At 27.4% G+C, this 23,696-nt stretch carries 19 protein-coding genes; 2 read left to right on the forward strand and 17 right to left on the reverse strand.

What is annotated here, in order from left to right:
- The 8 genes from J2Z25_RS03265 to J2Z25_RS03300 form a co-directional block, all read right to left on the reverse strand.
- A complete protein-coding gene (locus J2Z25_RS03265; protein WP_209738331.1) occupies nt 1-774 on the reverse strand; it encodes a hypothetical protein in 774 nt (257 codons plus the stop codon).
- Nucleotides 768-1,628, reverse strand: coding sequence for an ABC transporter ATP-binding protein (locus J2Z25_RS03270; RefSeq protein ID WP_209738333.1), 861 nt, complete (start codon nt 1,626-1,628; stop codon nt 768-770). Before J2Z25_RS03270 ends, J2Z25_RS03265 begins: the two co-directional genes overlap by 7 nt.
- A gap of 488 nt (nt 1,629-2,116) precedes the next feature.
- The gene (gene dpaL / locus J2Z25_RS03275; RefSeq protein WP_209738335.1) at nt 2,117-3,331 is read right to left on the reverse strand and encodes a diaminopropionate ammonia-lyase; all 1,215 of its coding nucleotides are present in this window, start codon (nt 3,329-3,331) and stop codon (nt 2,117-2,119) included.
- Between the two features lie 14 nt (nt 3,332-3,345).
- Nucleotides 3,346-4,278 carry a carbamate kinase gene (arcC, locus tag J2Z25_RS03280; RefSeq protein WP_209738337.1) on the reverse strand — a complete coding sequence of 311 codons (933 nt, stop codon included), beginning with the start codon at nt 4,276-4,278 and terminating at the stop codon, nt 3,346-3,348.
- 108 nt (nt 4,279-4,386) lie between these two features.
- A complete protein-coding gene (gene ygeW, locus J2Z25_RS03285; protein ID WP_209738339.1) occupies nt 4,387-5,580 on the reverse strand; it encodes a knotted carbamoyltransferase YgeW in 1,194 nt (397 codons plus the stop codon).
- Between the two features lie 64 nt (nt 5,581-5,644).
- Nucleotides 5,645-6,961: a YgeY family selenium metabolism-linked hydrolase gene (locus tag J2Z25_RS03290; RefSeq protein WP_209738341.1), complete on the reverse strand. Its 1,317-nt coding sequence runs from the start codon at nt 6,959-6,961 to the stop codon at nt 5,645-5,647.
- Between the two features lie 318 nt (nt 6,962-7,279).
- On the reverse strand, nt 7,280-8,614 hold the full coding sequence (locus J2Z25_RS03295) for an FAD-dependent oxidoreductase (RefSeq protein WP_209738343.1): 1,335 nt from the start codon (nt 8,612-8,614) through the stop codon (nt 7,280-7,282).
- An 85-nt stretch (nt 8,615-8,699) separates the two neighbouring features.
- Nucleotides 8,700-9,680 carry an alpha/beta hydrolase gene (locus J2Z25_RS03300; protein WP_209738345.1) on the reverse strand — a complete coding sequence of 327 codons (981 nt, stop codon included), beginning with the start codon at nt 9,678-9,680 and terminating at the stop codon, nt 8,700-8,702.
- Nucleotides 9,681-9,907: 227 nt separating this feature from the next.
- Here J2Z25_RS03300 and J2Z25_RS03305 point away from each other — a divergent pair, with 227 nt between their 5' ends.
- The gene (locus tag J2Z25_RS03305; RefSeq protein ID WP_209738347.1) at nt 9,908-11,011 is read left to right on the forward strand and encodes a GerMN domain-containing protein; all 1,104 of its coding nucleotides are present in this window, start codon (nt 9,908-9,910) and stop codon (nt 11,009-11,011) included.
- 263 nt (nt 11,012-11,274) lie between these two features.
- Here the strand turns inward: J2Z25_RS03305 and J2Z25_RS03310 are convergent, their stop codons facing one another.
- The 9 genes from J2Z25_RS03310 to gloA all read right to left on the reverse strand — a co-directional run bounded on the left by J2Z25_RS03310 (nt 11,275) and on the right by gloA (nt 22,790).
- Nucleotides 11,275-14,649, reverse strand: coding sequence for an AAA family ATPase (locus J2Z25_RS03310; RefSeq protein WP_209738349.1), 3,375 nt, complete (start codon nt 14,647-14,649; stop codon nt 11,275-11,277).
- A 126-nt stretch (nt 14,650-14,775) separates the two neighbouring features.
- Entirely contained in the window at nt 14,776-15,942 is a 1,167-nt protein-coding gene (locus tag J2Z25_RS03315) for a class I SAM-dependent methyltransferase (protein ID WP_209738351.1), read from the reverse strand.
- 264 nt (nt 15,943-16,206) lie between these two features.
- The gene (locus J2Z25_RS03320) at nt 16,207-17,040 is read right to left on the reverse strand and encodes a deoxyribonuclease IV (RefSeq protein WP_209738353.1); all 834 of its coding nucleotides are present in this window, start codon (nt 17,038-17,040) and stop codon (nt 16,207-16,209) included.
- Between the two features lie 290 nt (nt 17,041-17,330).
- Nucleotides 17,331-17,645, reverse strand: a complete 315-nt coding sequence (locus tag J2Z25_RS03325; protein ID WP_209738355.1) for a hypothetical protein — start codon at nt 17,643-17,645, stop codon at nt 17,331-17,333.
- A gap of 96 nt (nt 17,646-17,741) precedes the next feature.
- Nucleotides 17,742-18,113 (reverse strand): hypothetical protein, encoded by a 372-nt coding sequence (locus J2Z25_RS03330; protein WP_008679811.1) that lies wholly within the window; start codon nt 18,111-18,113, stop codon nt 17,742-17,744.
- 82 nt (nt 18,114-18,195) lie between these two features.
- Nucleotides 18,196-18,984, reverse strand: a complete 789-nt coding sequence (hdhA, locus tag J2Z25_RS03335; RefSeq protein ID WP_008679813.1) for a 7alpha-hydroxysteroid dehydrogenase — start codon at nt 18,982-18,984, stop codon at nt 18,196-18,198.
- Nucleotides 18,985-19,511: 527 nt separating this feature from the next.
- Nucleotides 19,512-20,906, reverse strand: coding sequence for a L,D-transpeptidase family protein (locus J2Z25_RS03340; protein WP_209738358.1), 1,395 nt, complete (start codon nt 20,904-20,906; stop codon nt 19,512-19,514).
- 285 nt (nt 20,907-21,191) lie between these two features.
- Nucleotides 21,192-22,130: an L-lactate dehydrogenase gene (locus J2Z25_RS03345; RefSeq protein WP_008679818.1), complete on the reverse strand. Its 939-nt coding sequence runs from the start codon at nt 22,128-22,130 to the stop codon at nt 21,192-21,194.
- A gap of 276 nt (nt 22,131-22,406) precedes the next feature.
- Nucleotides 22,407-22,790 (reverse strand): lactoylglutathione lyase, encoded by a 384-nt coding sequence (gene gloA / locus J2Z25_RS03350; RefSeq protein WP_111927913.1) that lies wholly within the window; start codon nt 22,788-22,790, stop codon nt 22,407-22,409.
- 209 nt (nt 22,791-22,999) lie between these two features.
- Here gloA and J2Z25_RS03355 point away from each other — a divergent pair, with 209 nt between their 5' ends.
- Nucleotides 23,000-23,647: a hypothetical protein gene (locus tag J2Z25_RS03355; RefSeq protein ID WP_209738360.1), complete on the forward strand. Its 648-nt coding sequence runs from the start codon at nt 23,000-23,002 to the stop codon at nt 23,645-23,647.
- Nucleotides 23,648-23,696 lie beyond the last annotated feature (49 nt).

Genomic DNA, 23,696 nt, shown 5'->3' on the forward strand with positions numbered 1-23,696 from the left:
TTAACCTTCTTTCGTATCTGGTATTTGTCTATAAACATCTTCATATGAAAGAGATTTCTTTAGAATTGGATTTATACAACGATAAGCAATGTACGCATTTACTATAAGAGCTACACTCCAACCTATTACACCTAAAAAATTCAATTGCACATTAAGAATAGACAATGAATAAAAAACTATAGCCTCCAGCATTAATAAACAAATCCAATAATAATTAACCATTTCTTCCTCTTTAGAATATATTATATATCCTTCTTTGTCTTTCTTTTTTAATCCTTGTTCACCTATACCTATTTTTAAATTAATATCTAATATAATAAAGAACCATAAAATAAGCTCTACTAAACTTAATATTATACCTCTGTTAAGAAAGATTCTTCCTATATAACTATAACTTGCTATAAAAATAAACATAAATCCCAAAATAATTTTTATAGCTAACTGTAAATACATATATTTCATTTTTTCCTTTTCACCTGCTGCACATACAAACATTGCTTTACTAAGCCTTAACGGGATTTTTTTGGTTATATCGAACATAGTAATAAATGCTACTCCGTAAATAGCAGGAATAATCGATTTTAATATATGCTCCTCTAAAAGTAATTTAATTATAGTATCATTTGTTCTCGGCATATCCATAGGTATTTGTGGAACAATTATAATAGTTAATATATAAGTAGTTAAGAAAATAAATAAAATAATGTTAAGTCCAACATTTACCCATGTCTTTTTTAAGTTTACTAATAAATCATTTATAATAATTTTTAGCATTTAGAGTACCCTCCTTTGTCTAAATAATACATGACCTCTTCTATTATTGGCACTTTAACTTCCATATCTAAATAATCTTCTCCTTCTACCTTTTCAATAAAAGCACAATTATGATATTCTCCATATTCTCTATAAATAATATTAGAGAATTTAAGATTTTCAATTTGTTCTTTAGTACCTTTAATGATTAGATATTTCTCCTGAAGCTCTTCTTTACTTAAATAGAAAAATATTTTTCCATTATGAAGTAATGCTATATAATCTCCAACTTGATCAAGATCTTCTGTAATATGAGTAGAAAATAACACGCTTCTAGTTCCATCTTCTACAATTTCCTGCATACAATTTATAAGCTCTTTTCTAAATAAAGGGTTTAATCCTGCTGCTGGTTCATCCATTATAAATAGTTTTGCATCATGAGATAAAGCAAAGGCTAACTGGAATCTAACCTTTAAACCTGCAGATAACTTACCTAATTTCTTCTTAAGAGGTACTTCAAAACGCTGACAAAATTTACGGAATAAATTTTCATCAAACTTACTATAAAGACTTCCATAAATTTTTCCATTACTTATTACACTCATGCTATCCTCAAACATATTTTCATCAAGAACAAAACCAATTTGATCTTTTGCATCTTTTTCATTAGCATCCATAGAAATGCCATTAATTTTTACACTTCCACTATCTTTCTTATATAAATTTAATATAGTATTAATAAGAGTTGTTTTACCTGAGCCATTTACCCCTACTAATCCAACTATATAACCAGGCTCTATTTTCAAATTAATCCCTCTTAAATGTAAGCTTCCTATTTTCTTTCCTAAGTTTTCTATTTCCATCAAAGTAATCATTAAAGTCCCTCCTTATAAACAACAGTATATATACTGTTTATATTTATATATACAGTATATATACTACTGGAAGCAATTTCAAGTATTTTTTCTCTTTTTGTTCTTAATATTTTATTTAAATAATTTTAAATAAAATAGGCCCAGTCTCAAAAATTTATTTAATATAGACTTTATTCAATTTTAGTAAGCTTTATTGCCTTTAAAAAGTTAATCTCTTATTTTATAAATGGCCTCACGAAACGACTCCCTTTTAATCAATTGATTTTACTTGCTTAAAGACCTTTTTAAACTTAAATAGAAATTTTTTCTGTTATTTATATATACGCAAAAAGGGAAGTTCTGATTAGATTCGAACTTCCCTTTTTATCGGCTAATATCAAAATTTATTTTGATACAGCCCCTTTTTACACATTTATACTATCTAAATTTCTAGACCTAAAATTCCTAAAAAGCTGCTTAATTATCAATTATGCACTATCCATTGTCAATTATCTATTATAGCTTCCTTCCCAAACAATTTCTCTATACTTAGCTGGATCGGTATCTCCTTCTGTGCTAAATAAAAGAACTCTTGAATTTTCATCTAAACCAATTGATTCTTTTAAATCCTTATACTCTGGATTTGTCATCAATTCATAAACTAATCCTAAAGTAACTGCTCCTGATTCTCCAGAAACAACTTTCTTATCTCCATTAAGTGGATTTCCAAGAACCCTCATACCATTTGCAGCAACATAATTTGGAGCTGAAACGAAAACTTTTGAATGATTCTTTAAAACTTCAAAGCCTGTTATATTAACTTCACCACATGCAAGTCCAGCCATTATTGTTGGCATATCTCCACCAACAGCTCTTGGTTTTCCATCATTTGCTATAGCTGATTCATAATAACATGCAGCTTCTTTAGCTTCAACTACAACAGTAGTTGGGCAATCTTCACCAAATACTGAAGCAAAGAATCCTTGTATTCCACCAGCTAGTGATCCAACCCCTGCTTGTAAGAAAATATGAGTTGGTCTTTCTACTTTATAATCATTTCTTAATTGCTCTAATGCTTCAAGTCCCATAGTTCCATATCCTTGCATTATCCATGCTGGGATTTCTTCATATCCGTCCCAAGCTGTATCTTGAACTACTACTCCATTATGCTCTTCAGCATATTTAGCTGCAAGTCTTACAGCATCATCATAATTCATATCTGTAATTGAAGCATCTGCTCCTTCTTTTCTGATATTTTCTAGTCTTATTAATGAAGAGCCCTTTGGCATATAAACTACTGATTTTTGTTTTAATCTATTAGCTGTCCATGCAACACCTCTACCATGATTCCCATCTGTTGCAGTTACAAAAGTTATATCTCCAAGCTTTTCTCTAACTTCATCTGAAGTTAACTTTTCATATGGTAATTCTGATATATCCATATTTAATCTTTGTGCCAAGTATTTTCCCATTGAATAAGATCCACCTAAAACTTTAAAAGCATTTAATCCAAATCTATATGATTCATCTTTTAAATAAACTCCGCCAAGTCCTAGTCTTTCACTTAAATTTTCTAAATTAACTAATGGTGTAACACTATATTCTGGAAAACTCTTATGAAAGTTTCTAGCTTTATTTATTTCATCCATATTTAAAAAATCCAAATCACCATCTATTTTGCTTTTTGGCATTGTATTTTCTTTCCATAGTATCTTTTCTCCCATTATTAAGCCTCCTACTATCTAATTATTCTTGTTCCAGTCTTTCCTTGAATTCCATCTTTAGCTTTTTCTAACAATGTAATAAGTGCATGTCTTCCCTCTTTCGATTCTGCAAACTCTATACCTGCCTCTACCTTTGGCTTCATTGATCCTGGAGCAAAGTGTCCTTCTTCAACATATTTCTTCATTTCTTCTACTGTAACTTTATCTAGCCACTCTTCATTTTCCTTACCATAATTTATGGCAGCCTTTTCTACTGCTGTTAATATAATTAAAAAATCAGCATCTAAATCTTTAGCTAATGTAGCACTTGCAAAATCCTTATCTATAACAGCACTTGCTCCTCTTAAATGGTTTCCTTCTTTAATTACTGGAATACCACCACCACCACAAGCAATTACAACACTTCCTGAATCTGCTAAGCTTTTAATAGTTTCAATTTCTACAATACTCTTTGGTTTTGGAGAAGCTACAACCCTTCTATATCCTCTACCAGCATCTTCAACAACATTAATTCCCTTTGAAATTAAAACATCAGCTTCTTCCTTTGTCATAAAGCTTCCTATTGGCTTTGTTGGATTTTCAAATGCTTTATCATTTTTATCTACTTCTACTTGAGTAATAATTGTAGCAACAGATTTATTTATATTTCTGCTTAATAGTTCTTCTCTAAGTGCATTTTGTAAATCATATCCCACATATCCTTGGCTCATTGCAACACATACAGACATTGGAATTGATGAGTATTTATGCTCTGCTTTAGTTAGTGCATCCATAGCAAGATTTATCATACCTACTTGTGGTCCATTTCCATGAGATATTACAACATCATGTCCTTCTTCAATTAAATCTACTATAGCCTTTGCAGTTGATTTAACTGCACCCATTTGTTCTTCTAAATTATTTCCTAACGCATTTCCACCTAATGCTATTACAATTTTCTTTTTCATAATTCTCTCCCTCAAATTCTTAGAATATATGATTAATTTGAATGTTTAGGGCTTTTATCCTTATATTGTCTTTGGATAAAAGCCCATATATTTTATATAGTGTTAAGCTTATTTAACTTGACGATCCTTCTTAGCTTCTTCTAATTTAGCTAAAACTTCTTGTGGATCCTTAACTTTGCTTAAGAAAATCATAGCTGCAATTACATATGGCTTGTAGCTAGCTTCTTTGTAAAGAGGTTTTCTATATCTATCAAATACTGAAGCATCAACTTCCCCAGTTTCACAGCTAACACCTGTAATATCTGCTGGTAAGCAATGTAAATATAATGCTTTTCCATCTTTAGTTGTCTTCATTAATTCTTCAGTACATTGCCAATCTTTATGTTCAGCATTTTGTGCTAATAATTCTTTTTCTAATTCCTTTATTCCATCGAAATCTCCATTTCCATATAAATCTGTTCTCTTTTCCATAGCAACAAATGGAGCCCAGCTCTTTGGATATACGATATCAGCTTCTTTAAATGCTTCTTCCATTGAATTAGTCTTTGTAAATGATCCACCTGAAAGTTTAGCATTTTCTTTAGCAATTTCTTCGACTTCTGGCATTACTTCATATCCTTCTGGGTGAGCTAAAACAACATCCATACCGAATCTTGTTAATAATCCAATTATTCCTTGAGGAACTGATAATGGTTTTCCATAAGATGGAGAATAAGCCCAAGTCATAGCTACTTTTTTACCCTTTAAGTTTTCTATTCCACCAAATTCATTAATTAAATGAAGGGCATCAGCCATAGCTTGTGTTGGATGGTCAATATCACATTGTAAATCAACTAAAGTTGGAATTTGTTCTAAAGTTCCTTCTTCATATCCTTCTCTTACAGCCTTTGATACTTCTCTCATGTAAGTATTTCCTTTTCCGATATACATATCATCTCTGATACCTATAACATCAGCCATAAATGAAACCATGTTTGCTGTTTCTCTAACAGTTTCACCATGTGCTACTTGTGATTTTCCTTCATCTAAATCTTGAACTTCTAAGCCTAAAAGGTTACAAGCTGATGCAAAGCTAAATCTTGTTCTTGTTGAGTTATCTCTAAACAAAGAAATTCCAAGTCCACTATCAAATATTTTTGTAGAAATATTATTTTTTCTTAAATCTCTTAAAGCTTCTGCAACTGTAAATACAGCTTTTAATTCATCGTCGCTTTTTTTCCAAGTCTCCATAAAGTCTTCGTTATGCATTTTTGAGAAATCTAATTGATTAAGTTCATTAATATATTTGTCCATTAAAGCCATTTTTAAATTCCTACCCTTCATTATCTTAATTTTTTTTATACAAATTTAAAATTAAATTATTTTATTATTTTTCTTTGTTAGTACAATAAATTGTTGGTAATGCAGCATATACAGCAGCACATTTAACTAAATCTTCTTTCCAAGTCTTTTCATTTGGAGCATGTGCTTCTGCTTCTGCTCCAGGTCCAAATCCTATTACAGGAATTCCATTACGTCCCATTATAGAAACACCATTTGTTGAGAATGTCCATTTATCTGTAAGTGGACGAGCTTTTCTCATTTCGTCAGTTACTGCAGCCCCACTTCTTGTTGTTCCATAAAGACCTTCATATGACTCTTCCATTGCTTTTGTTACAATATGATCTTCTGGAATTACCCAAGTTGGGAAGTAACATTCAATTGGATATACTAATCCTGTATAGCTTGGCCTATCATAGTTATACATACTTACTGTTGCATTATATTTTTTAACAGCTGGAAGATTACGAATTTCTTCTAAACAACTTTCCCAAGTTTCCCCTGCTGTCATACGACGATCTAAAGAAATTGAGCATGAATCAGCAACAGCACAACGACTTGGAGAAGTATAGAATATTTGAGAAGTTGTAACTGTACCTCTTCCTAAGAAGTTAGCTTCTTTCCATTCTGAGTTATATTTTTCATCTAGCATTTTTACTAAGCCTTTAATTTCTTTATCATCAGCTGCATTATTTTCATTAAGGTCACGAATATTCATTAATATTTCAGCCATTTTGTAAATTGCATTATCTCCTCTTTCTGGAGCTGAGCCATGGCATGAAACTCCTTGAACATCGACACGAATTTCCATACGACCTCTTTGTCCTCTATAGATACCACCATCTGTTGGCTCTGTGGAAACTACAAATTCTGGTCTTATATTATCTTCTTTAATTATATATTCCCAGCAAAGTCCATCACAGTCTTCTTCTTGAACTGAGCCAACAACTAATGCTGTATATTTTTCACTTAAAAGATCTAAGTCTTTCATTATTTTTGCACCATAAACAGCTGAAACTATTCCTCCTAATTGATCAGAAGTACCACGTCCACCTATTTCAGTATCAGTTTCATATCCTTCATATGGGTCAAAGTTCCAGTTAGCTCTATTTCCTATACCAACAGTATCAATATGTGCATCAAATCCTATTAATGTTTCTCCTGTTCCCATATATCCTAGAACATTACCTTGTGGGTCTATTTCAACTTTATTAAAGCCTAATGATCTCATTTCTTCAGCTATACGGTTAATAACACCTTTTTCTTCACAACTTTCTCCAGGAATAGCAACTAAATCTCTTAAAAATTTAGTCATTTGAACTTTATATCCCTCTGCTTGTGATTTAATATTTGTAAAATCCATATTCTTTTCCCCCTTATAGTTTGAATATATTTAATTATTTAATATTATTATTAAAATCATCATTTATATCTATAGCAAAACTCATGCCAACTTTTTTACTAATTATTAATATGATTTATTAGTATTTTTATGATTTCAAGCCATTTTTCACCTCTTATTTTATTAAAAAAATAAAGGATTATCATTTTGATAATCCTTTATCACTTTGGTTAAATCCAGCATTTTATAAGGTTTTCGAGGTTAATTTTACATTTTTATCATTTTGATAATGTAAAATTTTTAATAATTTATCATTATCCATTTTTATTACTTTTCACACTATTTTAATGCTTTTAATGCTACAGAATTTAAGATACTCCAAGGTTTATTAAAATGTGGTTGGAAGAAAAAATCTGTCATTGCAAGTTCTTCAATAGACATTTCATTTTGAATTACCACTGAAAGAGTATTCATAAATTCAGTCATATCTACCTTAGAAGCAATTTGTCCTCCAACAACTCTCTTTGTATCTTTTTCATAAACTAATTTTATCATAACGTCTTCGAAAGTAGGCATAAATTCTGGCCTGTTCTTTTCCTTTAATATTACGCTCTCTACTTCAAAATTAGTAGTAAGTTTCGCAACTTCTTCTGTTAGTCCTGTAGATGCTATACATTCATCATAAATCTTTATGCCAGATGTTCCTTGCGTTCCCATATATCTTAATGTTGGCTCTTTTATATTCCTAGCAATTAACATTCCCATTCTAACTGCGTTAGTTGCAAGAGGTATATATCTACTATCTTTTGCTGGGTTATATCTTACCATACAGCAATCCCCAGCTGCAAAAACATCTTCTTTACTAGTTCTCATATAATCATCTATTATTATGGCTCCATTTTTCAGAGTTTCTAATTTACCTTTTACTAACTTTGTACTTGGAGCAAATCCTATACAAAGTACTACTAAATCACCTTCATATTCGCCTTTATCAGTAATTACTTTTTGAACCTTCCCATTATTGCCATTAAACTTTACTACTTTTTCACCTAAAACTAATTTAATTCCTCTATTAGTAAATTCTTTTTCTGCAATATCAGAAAATTCTTTATCTAAATACTTGGACATGATTCTATCTTCTGCATCAATTAATGTTACTTTTTTCCCTAACACTTCAAATGATTCAGCTAATTCTACTCCTATATACCCAGCTCCAATTATAACTACATTATTTGCTGAGTCTTTCTTTTCATCAATTATCTTAGCATGATTATAATTTTTACATAGTAATATATTTTCAAGGTCTAAGCCTTCTAATTTTGGAACTATTGGCCAAGAACCTAAAGTTAAAATAAGCTTATCATAATCATCTTCAAATTCTTCTGAGTTTACTAAATTCTTAACTTTAATTTTTTTATTATCAAAATCTATATCTAGCACTTCATGCTTCATTTTTGCTATTATCCCACTACAAGATAAGTTTTCAGGAGAATTGTAAAAAAGCTTTTCGGGCTCTGTAACTACTCCTCCAACACTTAAAGCTATTCCACATGATAAAAATGAAATATTATCGTTTTTTTCATATACTACAACTTCTGAATCTGGATATACTTCTTTTAAATTTACAACTGCTGAAGTACCAGCATGAGTGCATCCTATTACAATTACTTTCATAAATTATTCTCCTTTATATAATTAGTTTTACTATTATATAAATAGAGTTTGCTAAAAATTATTTAATATTCATTTATAATGTCTCCTACATATTCTTTGCAATAAACTCTAGCATTTTTATACCAACTGATACAATTTCATCTATGTTTATTTGTGAAAAATCATGACTAGCTCCCTCTAAGGTTATAAGTTCTGCTTTATTTCCTTTTTCTTTAAGTTCATCATATAATATTTCTGCATTTTCATAAGGTACCGTATTATCTTGTTTACTATGAACTATTAAAGTATTTGGCTCATTTTTATCTACATAATTCACTGGACTATAAAGTTTTAAGATATCTTCCCTTTGTTCTCCTACTGAATTTATTATTTGCTCTAAATCCCATTGAACATTACTAGTATCTAATGTTGTTAAATCCGTTGGTCCAAAAAAGTCTATTAAGTACTTTATATTTGATGGATAATCTTTTAATTCCTGTGAATCAATAAACTGATCTTCAGCACTATATGCAGCCATTAATGCTAAATGTGCTCCAGATGATGCTCCTATAACACCTATTCTATCTGCATTAAATCCAAAATCATCTTTATTCTTATGTATCCATCTTATTGTATCCTTCACATCACTAATTTGTTTACTGAAGTTCTCTTCTCCATTCATAAGCTCATAGCTAGTACTTATTATTGTAAAGCCTTCTTCCCTAAATGCATCTAAAAGTGGAGATATAGCTTCTGGTATTTCATTATTTCCATATACCCAACTTCCACCATGTACGTATAATATTACTGGTGAGCCACCCTTAACACTCTTTTTAGGTCCATAAATATCAAGAGTTAACGAAGTTCCATTAGTATTTTTATATATAATATCATCATAATCAATAGAATCTATTGACTTTAATGACAAATCTTCTGTTAAGTTTTGCCCATTTTCTGCAAACTCACTGTATTTCTTTAATACACTTGTGTATAAGGATATTCTATCCCTTATAGAATATATAAAAACTCCACCTGCTATAACTACTACTAAAATTACTATCCCTATAACTTTAAAAAATTTCTTCATTACTTCTCCTTCCATAAATATAATAGATTCTTTACTATTTTAATTTATATTATATTTTAAATATTTATACAATAAATTAAACTTTTATTAAATTTAATAAGAATATAATTTATTTTGTAATGACTAAAATAGTATATATTAATTATTTATTTTAATTTTGTATTTCTGTCAATAATGTTTATGTATAGTAATACACTATATTGATATTAAATTTAGGAAGTGATTTTATGAAAAAAAGATTATTTTTATTAATATTTTCATTAGTATTTTCACTTATTTTAATTGGATGTAATAAAAGTAAAAACGAACCCCTATCTAATCCTTCACAAAATATTGTTGATGAAGAGAAAGATTCAGGTAAGGACAAAGATAAACCAAATGATGATAAAACGCTAGATAATAATTCTAATGAATATAAATCCATTACTAATACTAAAGTTCGTTTGTTTTATTTCGACTCTTCAAAATTGCAGCTTTATTATGTAGATAAAGAGATTCAAGTATCCGACAAGGCTATAGTAAAAGCTTTAACAAAAGAACTTCAAGATTATTCTCCTAACAATAATTTTTTAAATTTAACTAATGAAGTAGAAATTACCTCTGCTAAATTAGATGAAAACAAAAAACTTCTAACTATAGTATTTTCTTCTTCCTACGTAGATAAAATGCTTCTTGGATCTTCAACAGAAAGTGGACTATTGTCTTCATTGATATCTACTTATGCATATAATTTAGATGTTGACAAGGTTGCTATTTATTTTGGAGATAAACTATACACTTCTTTGAAGGGTGATCTCCCTAAGGGCTATTTCGATGTAGATTTTAGTTCTGCTATTCCATATTCTAAGGATTCTTACAATAATCCTAATACTGAAAATAATGAAGAAACTGATACTGTAAAAAAGACTATGAATTCTAGAATATATTACTACAATTGCACTGATGATATATTTTATTATATAAATAAGCCAATTGAAGTAATAGATGGAGCCTTAATAACTGCCTTAACAAATGAATTAAAGAATCCTCCAAGCCAAAATTTATTTAGTTTTAGCAATGACTTAGCTATTCGTTCAGCTAAATTAGATAAAGAAAATAATACACTAACCGTTGATTTATCAAAGTCTTATTATAATTTATTAAGTAAACTTGGCTCTGGAGGTGAATCAGCTGCTTTAAAATCTTTGGCTTTAACTTATGGATATAATTATGGAATTGATAAAGTTATAATATTAGTAAATGGAAAACCTTATTCCGGTAGTCATATAATTTTGGAAGTAAATGAGTGTATTAACATTAATGTAGATAATATTAAACCTTTAAATATTTAATAAAATATTTTCTTATATAATTAAATAATTGAAATACAAAGCCTATCATACTTTTTTATAGAAAAACAGTAGTTAGTTTTATTTTTATACCAAACTAACTACTGCATCTATTAAATCATATTCTAAATTTTGAAGATATGTAGTTACTACAAAGAAATTAATAGTAACTACAAGCAATGAATAAATAAAATATATAAATACCCTATTACCAATATTGCTTTTCTATTTCTCCTTATTTCTTTATAACTTCATATTTAAAACAATTACTCAAAAATATTCTTTAATAAAAATTGATCTTTACTTTTAATAATATCACTTGAAATTATTACACTCATTTCTTTAGGATTTATTTTATGGTCACAAATTCTAATACTTTGTTCTCTAATAAGAATATCTAAATATTGTTTTATCATTAACCCGTTTCTTAAACTCAAATTTCTGTTCTCATCTAATTCAATTATTGCCTTATTTAAAGTTTCTTTAGCTTCATCGTCTAAAATATATTTCTTGCTTTCTAAAATACTTAATGACATATTAAATAATTCATCTTTCTTATAATCTTTAAAGTTTAGCATTGATGGAAATCTATAATTTAATTCTGGATTTACCTGCATAAGTCTTTTAATATCCTTGCTTTTTCCTGATAAAGTTATAACTATTCTATTACTATGCTTATCTATAAATTTAATTAAATCCTTAATTATCCTATTTGATGTATCTTCTAATAAGAATTCAGCATTATCTATATAAACTACTTTACCAACTTGCCTATTTAAAATATCTTCAATAGATATACCATTTTTCATATTATCTATAATTTCCTCTTTGCTTAAATCCACTATACTTTTAGCTTTTACAACTCCCATACTATATAATGTTTCTGATAATATATTTAGTACAGTTTTTTTACCTGTTCCGATATCTCCAGTAAAAATTATGTTCATATATCTATTTATATCAGTGGATAGACCTAGTCTTTTTCGTCTTTCCTTCACTCTCATTAATTTATATTGATTTCTTAAAAACTCTTTAGCTTCCTCATTTCCAATTAAATCTTTTAATCTCACTTCTAAATCAAATTCATTGTCATATTGAGAAGTATTAAGCCTTTCCACATCCTTAGATGTTATTAAATTCATCTCATAAACACTTATATCTTCTTCTGCAATTCTTATACTTTGAATTCTTATTAAATTTTCAACATAATTTCTTACCATTCTACCATTTCCTGATTGTGCATCAGAATTTTCATATATATCAACAAAACTCTTTTTAAGTGCTGCATATCCATTCTTAGATAATTTAAATCCTTTTGACTCAACTAATCTTATAGCCATTTCTAAAAGTTCATTTGGATTATAGTCTTCAAAATTAGTCCATAATGGAAATCTTGACCTTAGTCCAATATTTACATCAAAGAATTCTTCCATTTCTTTCTCATATCCAGCTAAAATAACTATTACTTCTCTTGAATAATCCTCAATTAATTTAAGAAGTGTTTCTATAGCTTCTCTTCCTAAACTATCATTAGCAAGAGTATACGCTTCATCTATAAATAAGACACCGCCTAAAGCTTCTTTAAACTTTTCTTCTGTCTTTTTAGCAGTTTCTCCCGGCACATTAGAAACAAAACTAGATCTATCTGTTTCTACTAACTGACCTATTTTTAGTAATCCCATACTGTTAAGCATTTGTGCAACCAATCTTGCTATGCTAGTTTTTCCTGTACCAGGATTACCTGCAAACACCATATTTAAATTTTGCTCTATTTCTGTATTTACTCCAACTGATTTTCTTTTTTCCTGAGCAATTAAAAGCTTATATTGACTTCTTAAAAGATTTTTAACTTCTTCTAGGCCTATTATATCTTTTAACTTTTCTTCTAAATCAAATTTAGCACTAGCTTTAAAGTTAAAATCTTCTCTTTCTAATAAATCTATTTCACTTTTATTACTGTTTAAATATTTTCTTGATGAATATATAATAGCATTTTCTATTATATTTCTTACAAACCTTGCATTTCCTAAATCATTTTTTCCTGTAAGTTGATTTCTAGTAAACAAGTCTATTAAATCATTTTTTACATTCTTTGCAATTCTATATCCCTTTGCTTTTGCAATTTGTAAAGCAATTCTATACATTTCTTCTGGATTATAATCTTCAAAATGAATTGTATTTGGAAATCTAGATTTAAGTCCCTGATTAAAACTTAAAAACTCTTCCATATCTTTTTCATATCCAGCCAATATAACTGTTAAATTATTTCTATTATCTTCAATTCCTTTTAATAAAGCATCTACTATTTCTTTTCCAACTTTATCATCTTCGCTTTCACACAAAGCATATGCTTCATCAATAAATAGCACTCCTCCTATTGCTGAATTGACTATGTCATTTGTTCTTTTAGCAGTTTCATTGACATTTTCTGTTATAAAATCTGCCTTGCTAACTTCAACAAATACTCCCTTTGATAATAATCCTAAAGCATTTAAATATTCATAAGTTATCCTTGCTGCATTTGTCTTTCCAGTACCTGCATTTCCTGCAAATATCATATTTAAAGATATTCTAGATGTTCTTAGCCCTAGTCTTTCTCTTATCCTCTGTACCTTATAGTTATTTTCTATATTTATTAAAAATTCTTTTAAATCCTTAACACCTATTATAGATTCTAACTTATATCTGACCTCATCTAAAGTAGGAGTAGAATATTTATTTAATCTATATATCTCGCTATTTACATTACAATATAGTTTATTACGATCTACATATATTAGTATTTTTTCTCCATCTTCTATAGCTTCCTTTAATATTAAGTTTCTTAATGGATCACTTACTTTATAATATATATATTCTGTAATCTCAAAGCCACTATTTTTACTGAAGTTTTTTTGAAGATATTCACCAACACCAAATTCTTCTTTTTCATTACTATTATCCTTAAATCCTAATAGAACTTGTATCCCTAAATCATCTTTTATCTTCTCAATTTCATTTGTTAACTTCTTTTTTATAATTATATTTTTTTCTTTTTGGGTAAGCTCTCTAGTATGAAAATTTCTATCGCTATTTTTTAATGATACTTCTAAAAATTCTTCAAATTCATTTTTATCTTCGTAATTATAAATAAATATAAAGAACTTATTATGGCAAACTATTTTATTAATTTTATTTTTATCTTGTTCTTTTGCCTCTACTAAAAATTTATTTTTAATTACATAGTCATTATTTAGCTTAATACAAGTATTAGGATATATACTTGATAATAGCTTCATTATTTCCTTTGATGCTTTTTCGGTATTTTTAAAAATTACCCCTTCAGATTTATCATTGCCTAACTTTTCATATAAATCTGTTAAAAAAGCATTATAGCCCAGATTAAAATTATAGGATGCTAAATCAATTTCATCTAAATTCTTATTTTTTATTAACTTCTTTTTATATAATTCATCAAAAATAGTCCTTATACTTACTTTCTTAAATGTATTTTTATGTCCTGCTACAATTGATATTCCTTTTTCTTCATTTTCTATTTTATTTATAAAATATTCCGATATTTCTTTAAAAAATTCTTTTTGGCCAATAAACTCTTTATTTAGCTTCTTTTCAATATCTAATATTATTTCATTCTTATCCATATATGTCCTTCCATTCATTTGTTAATATACTCTAATTGAACTGTTCTATATTATTTTTATCAAAGTTGTCGAGACTTAGTCATTAATATAGAAAATGCCGTACTTTTGAAAGCACAGCACCATGAATTATATTAAATTATCTTTCTTCAATAAATTTAATAATGTTGGATTGAAATTAAATTCACTTATAAGTGAATCAACTTCTTTTAAAGCTTTTTCCTTTTTCTCCTTGGAAACTTTGGATTTTGAAGCTCTTATTAATATATTTTTAGGTGAATGTGCAATGTCAATGAATTCTAAAAGCTGTGTTTTATATCCAGCTGCTTCTAAAAGATTTCCCCTTACTGCATCTGTCATTAATGCTGCCATTCTTTCTTGTATTATACCATATTTAGTTAATATAGATAATGTATTTGCTTCCATTTGATGATTAAATTCATGTTGGCAACATGGTACTGAAAAAATCATCTTTGCATTCCATTTTATTGCATTATATAATGCATAATCTGTTGCTGTATCACAAGCATGTAATGTTATTACCATATCAACATTATTTTCATACTTGTATCCATTTATATCTCCAAGTTCAAAATGTAAATTATCATATTTATATCTTTTAGCTATTTCATTACATTTTTTAATTACATCAGCCTTAAGATCTAAGCCTATCATTTTAACATTTATATGTTTTATTTCTACAAAATAATAATATAAAACAAAAGTTAAGTATGATTTTCCACATCCAAAATCTAATATAGTAAGTTCTTTATAATCATTTTTCTTTATTTCATCATCTATTATTTCAATAAACCTATTTATTTGCTTATACTTATCATATTTAGAATTTATAACTTTACCTTCTTTAGTGAAAACCCCTAAATCTATTAAAGGCTCTATTATCATTCCCTCTTTTAATATATAATTTTTTTCTTTATTATGGCTCTTATTAGAAAGATTTGAATTATTGCTCTTTTTCTTCCCTAAAAATACTTTCCCTTTTTTTGATATCTTCAAATCAAAAGATGTTTCATTAGACCACGCTGATAATTGTTTGTAATTATCATTTACAATATCAAATAGTGCTTTTTCTAATTGATTAACTTCAATATTTTCATGAAAAACTTGCTTATCAGTAAATTTTTCTATTTGATAATATTTTTTCCCCTTATTATTTTCCTTAAGTAAAAAACTTATTTTATTATATTCAACTTCTTTATTTGCTTTATTACTAATAACTATCTTTATAATTTCTTCTTTTAACATTTCATAAATAGCATTTTTTAAATCTTCCATATATAAACAACCCCTTGTTGTAAATTACGAAGCAATTTATTAATGAAAGAATTAAAAAGTGAAAGAATTAAGGTTGTTTTGCTCCGCAAAACTTAAACTATAGGTGCCAAGCACTTTATATTCAAAATCCTTTAGGATTTTTACCTTAATTTTTTTCATTCCTTCATTTTTTCATTTTTTAATTATTTTGCTTCGCAATTTATAAAAATTCCGTATTGATAAGTAAATATTACACAAGAAATTACTAGATAGCAAGAATTTTTCTTATTCTACGTATTTACTTCTTAATAGTTCTATTTCTTTTGCATAGCCATCAAGTTCATTTGGAGTTTCTAAGAAAAATGGTAAATGTTTTAGCTTTGGATGATTTATTATTCTTGTTATAGCTTCTAATCCTAAAGAACCCTCTCCAATTTTCTCATGTCTATCTTTATGACTTTTAAATGGATTTTTGCTATCATTTAAATGAATTGCCCTTAATCTATTTAATCCTATTACTCTATCAAATTCTTCTAAAACTCCATCTAAATCATTTACTATATCATATCCAGCATCATAAATATGGCAAGTATCAAGACAAACTCCCATTTTTTCTTTTAATTCAACTCTTGAAATTATTTCTGCTATTTCTTCAAATGTTCTTCCAACTTCTGAACCTTTTCCAGCCATAGTTTCTAATAAAACTGTTGTAGTTTGATCTTTACTTAATACAGTATTAAGTAAATCTACTATATAATTAATCCCTATCTCTACCCCTTGTTTTACATGACTTCCTGGATGAAAATTATATAAGTTATTTGGCATAAGTTCCATTCTATTTAAATCATCAACCATCATTTCTCTTGCAAATTCTCTTGTTCTTTCATCTGCTGAACATGCATTTAATGTATATGGAGCATGAGCTAAAATAGTTGAAAAGTTATTTTCCTTAGCAATTTTTAAAAGTCCTTCCATATCCTCCATATTTATTTCTTTTGCTTTACCGCCTCTTGGGTTACGAGTAAAGAACTGAAATGTATTTGCTCCAATTTGTAGTGCTTCTTTTCCCATATTCTCAAAACCTTTTGTAGTTGATAAATGACATCCTATATTTAACATAATTACCTCCAAAGTATAGTCTTATTTCAATATTCTATATAATGTTCTATATTTTATAATCTTTTATAAAATATTTATTACCATATTCATATACAGATTTATAATATATAAACTAATTCTATTAACTGTTAGTTATATAAAATAATACTATAATAGTCTATACTAAATCAAGAACTAATTAATAATTTTTATTACTTAATAAATATATATAAATTTAATATTTAAATTTAATAAATAGAGTTGTTATAATTAAAATAACAACTCTATTTTCAAAAAACACTGTTTTTAATTTACATTATAAAAGTTAATGTAGTAGATAATATTCCACCGATTATTAAAGATAAACTACTAAAAGCAAATGATATATCTATTTCTGTTCTATAGCTTCTACCCCCTCCCATTAGTGAAAGAGCAATTGAATCTGCTGATATTGATGAAAAAATCCCTATAAAAATTAGTAGCAAGCCTTCTATAAATAATATATTTTGAAAGCTATTGTAAGGTGTACTACTAGTTATTATAAATCCCATCATCGTTACTACCCCAAGCCATCCAAAACCATAAATCACAGCTTTTATAAACAAGGATATTCTATTATTTTTCATAAACCTTCCCCTTTTTATAATTATATATTTTTATAAATAATACTAAATAAAAAGCTTTATACTAATTTCTATAACTCCTAATAGCTTTCTATAAAACTATATAATAAAAGTTAAACCTGCACTAAACACTCCACCTAATATTAAAGAAAATGTACTAACTGCTAGTGCTACATCTAACTTTCTATTAGATTTTTCTCTTTCCATTTTAGTAACTTCTAGATTTGCACTAGCTGAATATTGAGCACTATTCTGTCCAAGCCCTTGCATAGAAAGTCCCATTGGATCACCTGATATTGATGCAAAGATTCCTACAAAAACTAATATAATACCTTCTATAAATAAAATATTTTCAAAGTTTTTATAGGCTGTTACTTTAGTTATTATAAATCCTATTAATACTGCTACTCCAAACCAAGCTATACCCCAAAGAAAAGATTTTATAACTAAGCTTATTCTATTATCCTTCATACTAAATACCCCCTTTTTTACTATTATAACATTATTTTCCTTTATGATATATATTACTATATAAAATAATTATAAATTCAATTTACTTAGTGATAGAGTCCCCATATAATGGAGTTGGAAGTCCGAATCCTCCTGCAACTTCAATTAAATCTCCAGTAATAAAAGATGATTCATCACTAGCGTAAAATACTACTGCATTTGCTATATCTTCTGGCTTTCCAACTCTATTTAATGGAACATGTCGTAAAAATCCTTTTATAAATTCCTCTGACATATTGTCCATAGCAGCATCAGTTGCTATAAGACCTGGTAATATCGCATTGCACCTAACCCCTTGCTTCGCATATTGAACTGCTATATTTTGAGTTAGTGAGTTAATAGCTGCTTTTGATACAACATATGCTACACGGGATAAATCAGGAATTACTGAGCCTATAGTCGATATATTAATTATACTTCCACCTCCATTTCTTATCATATGAGGTATTACTTCTTTACAAGGTAAGTATACACTTTGCAAGTTATCTTGTACTATTCTAAAAAAATCTTCTGTATTTCCTGTAACTACATCAAAATCTGCTTTTACATTAGTTCCTCCATAGTTATTTACTAATACATCTAATCTTTTCTCTTTATTAATAACTTCTTCTATCATAGTTTTATACGTGTCCGGCTTACTTGCATCAAAATATACTATATCTGCATTACCACCATTTGCAATAATTTCATCTGCAATTTTTTTACCTGCATCTAATCTTCTTACAGCAAGATAAACTTTCGAACCATTTCCACCTAATTTTTTAGCTATTTCTAATCCTATTCCTCTTGTTGATGAAGTTACTAAAGAAATTTTATTATCTAATCTTTTCATAATGCACCTCCAAAATATACTATTAATATTAATGTCTCAAACTATATTTTATCCATAAGATTAAATTTTTAAATAATTATTTTTTATCAACCTTTTCTACTTTATATCATTCTTTAATTAATTTCTCTAATATACCATTTTCCCCCATCATAAAGTCAGAGGAAATTGATACAAGATAATTTTTATCTTCTTTCATAAAACCTTTTACTTTACTTAAGTAAATTTAATTATATTTGTTGTTTAATTCATCACTATAATTTTTATATACACTATATATCTTTTGATACTCTTCCTTTATTATATTTTTTGAGATAAAATATCGGATATTATTTTATATATAATATCCGATAATACTAAGTTATATTTAATTTTCACTATATTTATATCTTCATAAATATCTTTATGTCCACTAATGCCTTTAATCATTTATATTTTTATAATGATTAAAAAGGATACATATGTAAGTTTATTTATTACGTCACTTGCTTGTAGTTAATGTAAAGTTACATATGTCCTTTTTAATATTTCTATTCTTCATAACAAATAACAGGAGTTCCCTCATCTATATTCTCAAAAATAGTTTTTGCTAAATATGACGGAGAATTTACGCAACCATGAGTCCCATTTCCTTTATATATTTTTCCTCCAAAAGAATATCTCCAACTTGCATCATGAATCCCTATATTACCATTGAAAGGCATCCAATATGTTACTTTTGCTTCGTAATTTGGACCTCTTAAAGTTGCTTCTTTTTGCTTATAATTAAGCATATACGTTCCAAGTTTAGTTGAATATCCTTTCCCAGGATCTCCAGTTACTACATCTCCTTGAGTAATAAGTTTACCATCTTTATAAAACCATAAATGCTGACTTGTTAAATTGATTTCTACATAGGTGTCCCCTATATCATCTTCATCTCTATTTAAACCCTTTTGTGTATATATTGGCTCTTTTTCAAGTATTGCTCCAAGCTTTATATTTTCTAATAACATCCTTGTTTCTGCTACATAATTAATTTTCCAGCCATAGTATCCACCTTTAACCTCAACCATTTTTCCTGTGGAAGATTTAAAGTTTCTTGCTATTCCAACTGTATTATATTTAGCACTTAACTCTAACACATAATCTTTTACTGATTTTTCATTTATTATTACTTCTAAATTATCATCAACACTAAGCCATTCATTTATTCTACTTCCGTCTAATACTTCACTTTTATCTCCAAATAAATATGTTATTTTAGTTGATACATATTTATTTAATATATCTTTTGCTATCATTGCTTTTTCAGAGTTTACTGTATACTCTGGATTTTCATAGCATAATTTCTCATTTAAATCGATCTTCACCTCTCCATTTAAAATGCTATTTTCTATAGCTTCATATAATTTCTCTTTCTTTACTTTATTACCATAAACTTCTTCAATCAATTCATATGAACCATTTGAGTATTTAAATCCTACATTCTTAGGTTCTATAATTTCTTTATTTAGGCAATCTAATTCTTTAATTTTATTATTTAAATTCTCATTATTGTAATCAACTAAATCACCTATATTATAATTTTGTTTTTTTATTAACCCCACAATCCACTTTAATGAAGCTTGTCTATCTTGAACATTAAAAATACTATTCTTTTCGTTATACTGTAATCCTATATCTTTTCCTAATATTTCTTCTATTTTTCCATCTCGCTCTATTATCTGTAGCTTATAATCATTTATTGATTTTTTCAATATATCAGGTGCCTCTTCATATGATTTTAATGATAAATTAATTCCATTTATTTCCGTATTAAAAAAGAAATGATTTGTAAAAAATATTGCTATAAGTAAGTATGTAAATATAATTGCTGTCACTATAATAATTATGTTCCCTGTAATTTTATTTTTAAAAAGCTCTTTTAGATTAATACTTTTCATTGATCCATACCTTTCATTAATAGTATTTTATTCCAACATAATTTCTAATTTATAATATGCTTGTATTTTTCATTTTAAAACTTAATATACGTTACAATAAAGATTTAATATTTAATTAAAATTTAATGATTGAATCATAGATTTTTAGCTATTTAGCAACATGACATATAAAGAATTATATTATTTTTATTTCTAAATATACTTATTTCTTGGAAATTATATGAAATAAAACTACAAAAAGGTATGGAATAAAAATTTCCATACCTTTTGATTTTAATTTCAACTCTAATTATTATTAATTCTATCAATATATTCCTTCATTATCTTAGCAGATGAAACGAACTTGTCTTTTTCCTCTTTTGATAATTCTATATTTAATACTTTCTCTACTCCATTCTTACCTACTATTGTTGGAACACTCAAATATGTGTTGTTAACACCTAAATAATCATTTAATAAAGTAGATACTGATAATACAGTTTTTTCATCCTTTAAAAATGCTTCTACTATTCTTGTTAGAACTGCTGCAACTGAAAAGGCAGTAGCACCCTTTCTATTGATAACTTCATAAGCTGCATTTTTAACATCATCAGCAATAACTTTTTCTGTTGCTTCATCCCATTCTATTTTTAATTGTTCTGAAAAATCTTTTATTGGAATGTTTCCTATTGTTAATGATGACCATGGAACAAACTCACTATCTCCATGTTCTCCTAAAACATATCCTTGAACAATTCTTCCATCAATACCAAAGTACTTTCCAAGTAAGCTCCTTAATCTTGTTGTGTCTAAAACTGTACCTGAACCAATAACCCTTTCTTTAGGAAATCCTGATAATTTATAAGTCATATATGCCAGTATATCCACTGGATTTGATACAACTAGTAATATTGCATTAGGACTTAATTTTGCTATTGTTGGAACAAAACTTTTAAATATTTTATAGTTTTTATCTACTAAATCTAGTCTAGTTTCTCCTGGTTTTTGTGCAACACCAGCAGTTATAATTATTATATCTGAATCTTTAGTATCTTCTAAAGCTCCTAATGTAACATTGCACGGACTATTTAAAGAACTTCCATGCATTAAATCAAGAACTTCACCTAGCGCTTTTTCTTGATTAATATCATTAATAACTATTTCTCTTGCTACTTCCTTTTGTAGTAAGGCAAAGGCAGTAGTTGCTCCAATTGAACCTGCTCCAATTATTGATATTTTACTCATATATAATACTCCTTCATCCTTTTATTTAATTTATTGTTATTTATTTCTATTATATACTAATTATTAATTAATTTATACTTTTTTTAAATAATTTTTATTATATAACTAATATATTTATTTGAACTAATTTGATTGCTATTTATCATAATATTATAACTTGTATCTAACTTAGTGAAATCCATATTTTAGTGTAATTTATATTCCTTTTAGTAGTTTGTGTATTATATAAAAAAATAAGTCTAGTAACTTTTGTAAAGTTACTAGACTTATTAAAATTTATTTAGCTCTTATTACTTCAATTTTATATCCATCTGGATCTGTTACGAAATAATATGAAGGTTTTGTTCCAGGTAGTCCTTTAAATGGAGTTACTTCATATCCTAAAGCTATATGCTTTTCTCTCATTCCTTCTAAGTCTTCAGCTTCAACTGCAATATGGCTAAAACCATTTCCTAAGTCATAAGGCTTTTCAACATCATAATTATAAGTTAATTCTATTTCATATCCGCCTTCTTCATTAGATAGATAAACAAGGCTGAATTTATGTTCTGGGTATTCCTTTCTTCTTGTTTCTATTAAATCTAATGCTTCTTTATAAAACTTTAATGACTTTTCTAAGTCCTTAACTCTTATACAAGTGTGTAACATTTTAACTGACATTTTTTTGTCCTCCTATTTTTAATTTATTTAATATATATTCAATTATATTGGTGAAATTATCTTTAATCAACTAATTGTTTAATTTATAAATATTTTTAAATATTAAATATTATTTAAAGGTTTTCTTTTAATAATTTACTTTTCTTATATTTTATCATAGAATAAATTTACATAAGTATTTTTAAATAATTACCTAGAAAGGAGTTCTTATGACAACAAAGAAAATATTTTTATTATTGATTTCATTATTGATTACTTTTAATTTTACTTCATGCAAAAACTCAAATTCAAAAGATAATACAGCTGATAATAATTCTATTGAAGAAAATATTCAATCAGATGATCCCATAAAAGAAGAACCTAAAGTACCTACTTCTTTTGAAGCATTCGGGAAATCATATACTTCTTCTAAAGACATTAATTCAATAGAAAAAAGTACTAATATTTATGATGATCAAACATCTATTTACTATACTGCTGGTGAATACAAAGAAATAGATTTTATAAATGACCTGCTATATTCATACTTAAATGAAGATAATTCTATATATAACTATTTAATATCATATAGCAATACTAATGAAAAAGGATACGAGCCTATTTCTGAGAGCGATAAAGAAAAACTAAAAAAAGACTTATCTTCATTAAGAAGCCAAATGGATCTTGCTAATGGCGAAGAAATGGTGGTTAGGTTAGATAGAGTAACCTATGAGGGCTTAGACCCTAATACAAATTCTGGACATAGTTTTAAGATAAGAGTTGCAATTTCAAGAGTAGGAGCAACAATAGTTCCTTGGAATTACTTTACTGTCACTGTTTATGAAGATGGCAATAAACTTATGGCACATTTGTTTTAGTGAAAAGTTAATAGTGAAAGAGTGACGAAGTTAAGGTTTTTTTCTCAAT

It is taken from the genome of Clostridium tertium, assembly GCF_017873245.1.
Lineage (GTDB): Bacteria > Bacillota > Clostridia > Clostridiales > Clostridiaceae > Clostridium > Clostridium tertium.

Coding starts and splice junctions, on each gene's coding strand:
- dpaL (WP_209738335.1), bottom strand. CDS start 3,331: ATGGGAGAAAAGATACTATGGAAAGAAAATACAATGCCAAAAAGCAAA.
- J2Z25_RS03315 (WP_209738351.1), bottom strand. CDS start 15,942: ATGGAAGATTTAAAAAATGCTATTTATGAAATGTTAAAAGAAGAAATT.
- J2Z25_RS03310 (WP_209738349.1), bottom strand. CDS start 14,649: ATGGATAAGAATGAAATAATATTAGATATTGAAAAGAAGCTAAATAAA.
- J2Z25_RS03265 (WP_209738331.1), bottom strand. CDS start 774: ATGCTAAAAATTATTATAAATGATTTATTAGTAAACTTAAAAAAGACA.
- gloA (WP_111927913.1), bottom strand. CDS start 22,790: ATGTCAGTTAAAATGTTACACACTTGTATAAGAGTTAAGGACTTAGAA.
- J2Z25_RS03340 (WP_209738358.1), bottom strand. CDS start 20,906: ATGAAAAGTATTAATCTAAAAGAGCTTTTTAAAAATAAAATTACAGGG.
- J2Z25_RS03295 (WP_209738343.1), bottom strand. CDS start 8,614: ATGAAAGTAATTGTAATAGGATGCACTCATGCTGGTACTTCAGCAGTT.
- ygeW (WP_209738339.1), bottom strand. CDS start 5,580: ATGGCTTTAATGGACAAATATATTAATGAACTTAATCAATTAGATTTC.
- J2Z25_RS03355 (WP_209738360.1), top strand. CDS start 23,000: ATGACAACAAAGAAAATATTTTTATTATTGATTTCATTATTGATTACT.
- J2Z25_RS03270 (WP_209738333.1), bottom strand. CDS start 1,628: ATGATTACTTTGATGGAAATAGAAAACTTAGGAAAGAAAATAGGAAGC.
- J2Z25_RS03300 (WP_209738345.1), bottom strand. CDS start 9,680: ATGAAGAAATTTTTTAAAGTTATAGGGATAGTAATTTTAGTAGTAGTT.
- J2Z25_RS03345 (WP_008679818.1), bottom strand. CDS start 22,130: ATGAGTAAAATATCAATAATTGGAGCAGGTTCAATTGGAGCAACTACT.
- J2Z25_RS03325 (WP_209738355.1), bottom strand. CDS start 17,645: ATGAAAAATAATAGAATATCCTTGTTTATAAAAGCTGTGATTTATGGT.
- J2Z25_RS03290 (WP_209738341.1), bottom strand. CDS start 6,961: ATGGATTTTACAAATATTAAATCACAAGCAGAGGGATATAAAGTTCAA.
- J2Z25_RS03330 (WP_008679811.1), bottom strand. CDS start 18,113: ATGAAGGATAATAGAATAAGCTTAGTTATAAAATCTTTTCTTTGGGGT.
- hdhA (WP_008679813.1), bottom strand. CDS start 18,984: ATGAAAAGATTAGATAATAAAATTTCTTTAGTAACTTCATCAACAAGA.
- J2Z25_RS03305 (WP_209738347.1), top strand. CDS start 9,908: ATGAAAAAAAGATTATTTTTATTAATATTTTCATTAGTATTTTCACTT.
- arcC (WP_209738337.1), bottom strand. CDS start 4,278: ATGAAAAAGAAAATTGTAATAGCATTAGGTGGAAATGCGTTAGGAAAT.
- J2Z25_RS03320 (WP_209738353.1), bottom strand. CDS start 17,040: ATGTTAAATATAGGATGTCATTTATCAACTACAAAAGGTTTTGAGAAT.